General features: G+C 42.4%; 5 protein-coding genes and 2 pseudogenes. 4 read left to right on the plus strand and 3 right to left on the minus strand.

The window, feature by feature from the left end:
• Window positions 1-143: 143 nt before the first annotated feature.
• A pseudogene (locus V7K55_RS22510) lies at window positions 144-1044 on the plus strand (peptidase U32 family protein); the annotation flags it as partial.
• Here the strand turns inward: V7K55_RS22510 and V7K55_RS22515 are convergent.
• Window positions 990-1322: pseudogene (locus tag V7K55_RS22515) on the minus strand (LysR family transcriptional regulator); the annotation flags it as partial. The pseudogenes V7K55_RS22510 and V7K55_RS22515 sit on opposite strands and share 55 nt — an antisense overlap.
• A gap of 134 nt (window positions 1323-1456) precedes the next feature.
• Between V7K55_RS22515 and V7K55_RS22520 the strand changes: the two are divergent.
• Both V7K55_RS22520 and V7K55_RS22525 read left to right on the plus strand, forming a co-directional pair.
• Window positions 1457-2233 (plus strand): methyltransferase domain-containing protein, encoded by a 777-nt coding sequence (locus tag V7K55_RS22520; protein WP_334834871.1) that lies wholly within the window; start codon window positions 1457-1459, stop codon window positions 2231-2233.
• Window positions 2234-2268: 35 nt separating this feature from the next.
• Window positions 2269-2817 (plus strand): hypothetical protein, encoded by a 549-nt coding sequence (locus V7K55_RS22525; RefSeq protein ID WP_442949108.1) that lies wholly within the window; start codon window positions 2269-2271, stop codon window positions 2815-2817.
• 120 nt (window positions 2818-2937) lie between these two features.
• On the opposite strand, the gene V7K55_RS22530 is transcribed toward V7K55_RS22525, so the two are convergent.
• Window positions 2938-4095 (minus strand): extracellular solute-binding protein, encoded by a 1158-nt coding sequence (locus tag V7K55_RS22530; RefSeq protein ID WP_334834872.1) that lies wholly within the window; start codon window positions 4093-4095, stop codon window positions 2938-2940.
• A 356-nt stretch (window positions 4096-4451) separates the two neighbouring features.
• Between V7K55_RS22530 and V7K55_RS22535 the strand changes: the two genes are divergently transcribed.
• On the plus strand, window positions 4452-4820 hold the full coding sequence (locus V7K55_RS22535) for a hypothetical protein (protein ID WP_334834873.1): 369 nt from the start codon (window positions 4452-4454) through the stop codon (window positions 4818-4820).
• A 452-nt stretch (window positions 4821-5272) separates the two neighbouring features.
• Here V7K55_RS22535 and cobT read toward each other — a convergent pair whose 3' ends face one another.
• Window positions 5273-6469, minus strand: a complete 1197-nt coding sequence (cobT, locus tag V7K55_RS22540; RefSeq protein WP_334834874.1) for a nicotinate mononucleotide-dependent phosphoribosyltransferase CobT — start codon at window positions 6467-6469, stop codon at window positions 5273-5275.
• Between the last annotated feature and the right edge of the window lie 148 nt (window positions 6470-6617).

A 6617-nucleotide genomic window follows, 5' to 3' on the forward strand; every position in this document is an offset into this window, starting at 1 on the left:
GGACAATGTACACACAATATTTGGAACTAGGATCATTTTTTCATCACCTCCAGGTGAATTAAAACACTAGCGTGGCGATAACGATCGCACCCTCCCCATAAACTTAGATAAAATCACTATGGTGCTAGTTAACCCCAAATCTGATGAAAAGCGATATCTCCGATGGGCAAAGCTTACGCCCCTCTCCCCCTCCTTCTCTTCAACGTCCTGAACTACTCGCGCCAGCAGGTAATTGGGACTGTGCCAAAGCTGCTGTGGAAAATGGGGCAAATGCGATTTACTTCGGTTTGGATCGCTTCAACGCCAGAATGCGGGCAGAAAATTTTACTGAGGCAGACTTACCCCAATTGATGACATTTCTGCACAGTCGTGGCGTAAAAGGTTATGTCACCGTCAACACACTAATATTTCCCAAAGAACTAGCAGAAGCCCAGCAATATCTCCGCACAATTATTGCCGCAGGTGTGGATGCAGCGATCGTTCAGGATGTGGGTATATGCCGTCTCATCCGTCACCTCTCGCCTGATTTTCCCATTCATGCTTCCACCCAAATGACCATCACTAGTGCGGGTGGGGTGGAATTTGCCAAATCTCTCGGTTGTCAATTAGTGGTGCTGGCGCGTGAATGTTCTCTTCAGGAAATCAATAAAATTCAGCAGCAGATTGCCCTACAAGAAGCTTCGCTGCCCTTGGAAGTATTTGTTCACGGTGCTTTGTGCGTGGCGTAAGGAAGAAGGCGGTCGGATTTATGGGGTGGTGTCTAAGGGTAAAGAAACCATGCTGACCTTTGGGCGAAATGACTTGGATCTGCGCCAAGTGCATATAGGCGATCGCATTTGGAAAACTAGCGATCCAGAACTCGATAAGCAACTGCGTCAGAGTTTTGCTGCCGAGAATCCCCAATTTCAGCGTCCCATTGATGTAGAGGTTTATGGAGAAATTGGTCAGCCATTAATTGCGATCGCTCGCGATCGACTCGGTAATAAGGTTCGCAGAATAGTTGGCAAAATATTATGCGCCGCAGAACTGACAAAGCCAACCACCATCTGTCCAATTTCGCCCCGGCTGGTTTGCTGCCCGACTTGGATTGCCTGTTGTAATTGCCTCATAATTTGCTGAACTTCACCCAAAAACACTTGCCCCGCTTCTGTTAACTGCACATTTCGTTTCGTGCGGTGAAATAGTTCAAAACCCAATTCCCTTTCTAGCTGCCGAATTTGTTGACTCAATGGAGGTTGAGCAATGTGCAATCGTTCCGCAGCCCGTCCAAAGTGCAGTTCCTCTGCCAAGGTGACAAAGTAGCGCAAGTGTCGTAGTTCCATCTGTTACCTGAACTCATATCTTTAAAATATTAATCAAGGTAAAAATATATATTGGACATAATTAAAAATCTTTTTTATTGTGATGATCGGACGGTTATCAATCGGCAAATCAACACACTGTAATTTCACTACTTATGAATAATCTTTCAATACCTAAAAATTATTGGGACGCTACTCTTTACGAAGATAAACACGCCTTTGTCTGGCAGTATGGCGAGGACTTACTAAAATTCCTCAACCCTCAGCCAGGAGAATCAATTTTGGATCTTGGCTGTGGTACTGGACAACTCACAGAAAAAATTGCCCAAGCTGGGGCTGAAGTAATGGGAGTTGATTATGCATCTGAGATGATAGAAAAAGCAAGAGAAAACTATCCCCATATCCGCTTTGAAGTGGCTGATGCTAGGGAGTTTCAAGTAGACAAGCCATTAGATGCTGTATTTTCCAACGCTGTATTGCATTGGGTGAAAGAAGCAGATAGCGCGATCGCTTCCATTCATAAATCCCTAAAACCAGGGGGACGTTTTGTGGCAGAATTTGGGGGTAAGGGAAATGTTTTGGCGATCGCCACAGCTTTGGAAAGCGCCTTAGAAGCAATTAATATTTCTGCACAAGCCTTAAATCCTTGGTATTTCCCTAGTATTGGCGAGTACGCCAGCCTACTAGAACAGCAAGGCTTTGATGTCATTCATGCCATGCTTTTTCCTCGACCAACTCCTTTAGCAGAGGGAGAAGCAGGTATGGCAAACTGGATTCAGATGTTCGCTAGTCCTTTTTTCGCAGGACTGTCTGGTGAGCAACAAATACAAGTAATTCGCGTCGTAGAGAAATATCTCAAGCCGACGCTGTATCAACAAGGAGTTTGGACAGCAGACTATCGAAGAATTCGTATCGTTGCCATTAAACTTTAAATAGTGCGAATTTTATACTAGTACAGCACGTGCATATATCTAAATTATTGTGCGATCGCCCTTGGCATTGGCGCAGCCATCGCCAGACATCGTTTTCATTGCTACTAACCATTAGCCTTACAACCTTACTAGTCCCGCCCTCACTAGCGCAACCCCGTACAATACCCTCGCCTTCTAGTGCGCCTCTAGAACTAGACTTATTGACCAAGCCAAAAGATTATGTCATCACAGCTAACACCATAAACCCAGCGCAATTAACCGTTCCCAGTTTATGGTGGGCACAACAAAACTCTGAGAAAAAGTTATTGGATAATTGGATAGCATATCCAACTTCTGACAAAGAACCTGCACGAGTAGACTTGATTGTTAATCAGCAAATTTGGAGTTTACTAGACTATGTAGAGCGCTATGATTTTGTAAATCGCTTGGGTAGCGCTGCACGGAACTTTGGTTACAATGTCCGAGTATTTAATTATCAAAAAGAACCCTTGGCAACCTACACTTGTAACTTTAATACAAGTCCAGCTTTATGCAGCATCCAAACGACTGTTAATAACAAGATAGGGTTACAGCGTTTACTCTAGTAAATAGTTAGGAATTAGGAGTTAGGAATTCAAGGAGATGAAGGAGATGGAAAAATTCCCAATCCCAAATCCCCATTACCCCTTATTCCCAAAGGGGCCCCCACCTTCCCCAATCCCCAATTAAACCTTAATTTTGGCGAACAAAGACTCGTATTGTTTTATTGCTGATGGCGATAAGGGAAGCAAAAATTCACTTTTATCAAAAACTTCGCGATCGCTCTTTAACAAGCTCCAAAATGGTTCTTGGATATCGGAAGCGTCAATATTTGTAGCAATTGGCGAGTTAGTTTTGGTTAGCACCAAAATTTGTTTAGCTGTGTTTGGTTGCCAACAAAAATCAATCCACCGATCTGATAAACTACTTTTAGTAATACCTGCGGGACGTACCCACAAATCTGCCCAGATTGCTGTTCCTGACTTGGGTATAACTGCGCCAAGTTGCGGATAACGTCCCAGAACTTGCAGTACATCGGTTGACCAACCAACTGCTAGCCAAGTATCTTCCATAATTAAAGGTTCTAAGTAGTTATTGGAACTATAGAACTTCACCTGTTGGTTTAATGTCTTTAATTCCTTTTCTAAGTCTGGTACTTGGTCAAGATTTTCTGTATTGTAAGATTTTCCTAGCTTTTTTAAGACCAGACCAATAACTTCCCGTGGTTGATTAAGTAAGGAAATGCGCTGCTGCACTCCATCTCGCCACAAATCACTCCAATCTTTGGGTGTCCAACCCAATTTTCGGAACTTGTCACGGTTATAAACAATTACCGTGCTACCCCACCGATAAGGCGCACCCCACACCTTCCCTTGAGTATCCAAGTTACCTTGGTCGTTGCGCGTTACTAATTTTTTCCAATTTTCATCTAAAGTAGGCCACTGCTTTAATTCGTTTCCCTGGAACTCTTGGAGTGGTTGAATCAGTTTCTGCTCAATAGCTGCTTTTAGCCAGTAATCTCCCAATGTCACTAGGTCTGCATCAGCCGTTTTTTGACCTTGCCTAAAAGGTATAAAGCGATTCCATCCCTGCTCATCGGTGGCTTTTGGTTTTTGCTGCCAATTTTGTAATTGCTGAAATAAATCCTCTATCTGCTCAACTAGAGCGAATTTTAACTGCACCTGTTGCTGCAAATCGTTGTGGAACTGATTCACTACCTGACCAGGTATAGAACCTTTTAATAACTGTACTTTTAGTTGCGTCTGGTTGTTTCCACCACAGCCAAAAAGCAGTTGTGAAAGTGCCAGTGTGCTTGTACCTAGTAAAAAAGACCGTCGATCCATTGATTTTGGATTTGAGAGTTTTGATTATACCTAATATTAAGCAGAGATTCACCAGAGCCTGACTAGGTGAAAAAGTGTAGTTGGAAAATTATCGGTATTTTTTCTTGGTAATGCTGATAATTTTAAATATTTGACTCAAATTAGCGAATTTTGCAGCGAATTAGTACCTAAAGATTGATTTTCTTCCATAAATTTCCTTACTGGTACTGATAGTAAAACTTTACTTATATTTAGAAATAATAATTTAAATGTCATATTTCCAGTAAAAATTATCAATACTTAAATAATTCATAAGTAAAGTTAAGGTTGGGAGTAAATTGAATAACATAGAGAAAATGTACGGATAAAGGTATTAAATGGAGCTATTACAGCAGCAGATCTTGACTTTAAGCAAAAAACTGGATGCCCTGTGCCAAGTAATTGAGCAGCTTGATGGTAGGGTAGCTCAAGCTTTCTCAGAGTGTTCTCTAGCGAATACACAAGCAAAGGATAATCATCAGGAAAATGGCGCGGCTGGAGGCTACAAATTCAGACGTACTAGTTTAAATCCAGAAATGGAACACAAAGATGTATTAACAGATGGTATTTATCTAGACATGCATCGTCAAAGTGGAGATAACATAACACCAGAAATTCAAATACAACGACTGACAGCACAATTAACAGCAGCATACAATCGCATTGCTGCCTTGGAAGAACAATTACTCAGAGAGAGAATTCATTAAATTTAATCTGAGTTCAACAAATTAAAAAATGCCTAGAGGTACTGAAGGCAAGCCTTTAGGTTAAATTATCAGTGATGGCTTCGTGGGTATACATAGCAAAGTGCTATTAGCGGTAGCAAGGCGTTTAGCCCAATATGAATATAAACTTAGTTGCTTTATTGCTTTGAGCAATCAACCTGTCCTAACCTATGTGACTAGGGCTATATTAAGTATAATCAACTAATCCAGCTATCAAACTGATAAAAAACTTAAACACGCTATTACGTACATATATTTAATAGCGTGATATATCTGTTTATAAGCTTTTAGCTTATTAAATCTTGATTTGGCTAAGTATAGCTTTAGGTAAAATTGTAGCGTTTTTCAAGGCACAGAAAAGTATGATTACAGGAAACTTTCGCTTATAATTTTGCTGCGAGTGCAAAGTCCTGCCAAATTTAATTCGCTACGAATTAATCAAATCCTATACTTAACCGCTCAAGTTGAGATTCAATGGCTGCTAAAAGTTGGTGTTGTTGCCAATTTTGGCTAAGATAAGCAGCTATGCAAGCTGCTCCAGCACCCATACCTTCTTTCACAAAGCCCTGCTCATAAGCTCTCAGTTGCGGATAACGAGAATCAGCAAAGCTGAGATCGGTTGCTAATAGAGGAGGGATTTTTCCCCTCTGAGTTAAGCTGCCTTCCCCTAAGCTGAGGGCTAAGTCAACTGTAGCGCCAGTAGGATCTTCCGCTACCCAACGGGTTGTGCCTACAACTACTGCTTCTGGTTGCCATGATAAGGCGTAAACTTGAGCGATCGCACTTATCAGAGCATAAACCGCCAGCATTTGCGTTCCACCAGCCAACATTACACCACAACTACGACTAGCTGCGATCGCCATCCCAGCTACTACCACTTGCATAGGATCGCCCACAGAGGCAACGAGTTTTAGAGGATCTACGGAAGTTAGAATTTGAGATTGATATATGTCATCCTGCTCTTTGCTTCCAGCTAAGAGTCCCCTACTCCTCATTATCTTCTCCAGCCCAGCTTGCACTAATGCCCACTTTTGTCCGTGGTTACAAACAGGGTGGCTACTGTTAACTTTTCCGGCAGCATCTATACCCAAACCAGTTAAGATTGCCAGGGCAGTTGTAGTGCCTCCGACGACGCACTCACCGAGAATCACATACCCCTGTTGCATATTGGCAGCAAGGCGTTCTCCCCAAAGTAGCCCTTGTTCAAACAAGTGCTTTACCGTTGTGATTTCCATAGCAGCACCTCCACTTAAACACTTAGCAGCCGTACCCCGCAAATCAATTACTGGCACAGCAGGAGGCTGCGGTAAACCAGCATTAAATAAATAAACTGGTATATTTAGTGACTCAAATACAGCGCGAGAAATCACCACAGGTGAAGCCCCAGCCGCTAATGGTGGTAGGGGATATCGGGCTTTATGTTCTGGGCCATAATACAAAAACTCGGCATCGGCACAAGCGGTATATTTCCGATCCTCTGGAGTGCGACCGGCAGCTGAAATCCCTGGAATTAAACCAGTTTCAGTAAATCCTAAAACACAGGCAAATACGGGTAGACAACCACGATACCGTTGTAGCCATTCTTCACCTTGTTCTTTTTGAGTATAAATACGAATTTGGGAATTGGGCATTGGGCATTGGTAATTAGTTAAGACTTATTATTTAACCAATGACAAATGACAAATGACCAAAAGAGTGGGATTCAAGCCCCGCCATGAGAGCGAAGCGGAGGGCGGCTTTGATTCTTAATATACTGCTTCAAGACTTCAATCGGCGCTC

This window comes from Nostoc sp., assembly GCF_036919895.1.
In the GTDB taxonomy this organism is placed as follows: Bacteria; Cyanobacteriota; Cyanobacteriia; order Cyanobacteriales; family Nostocaceae; genus Nostoc.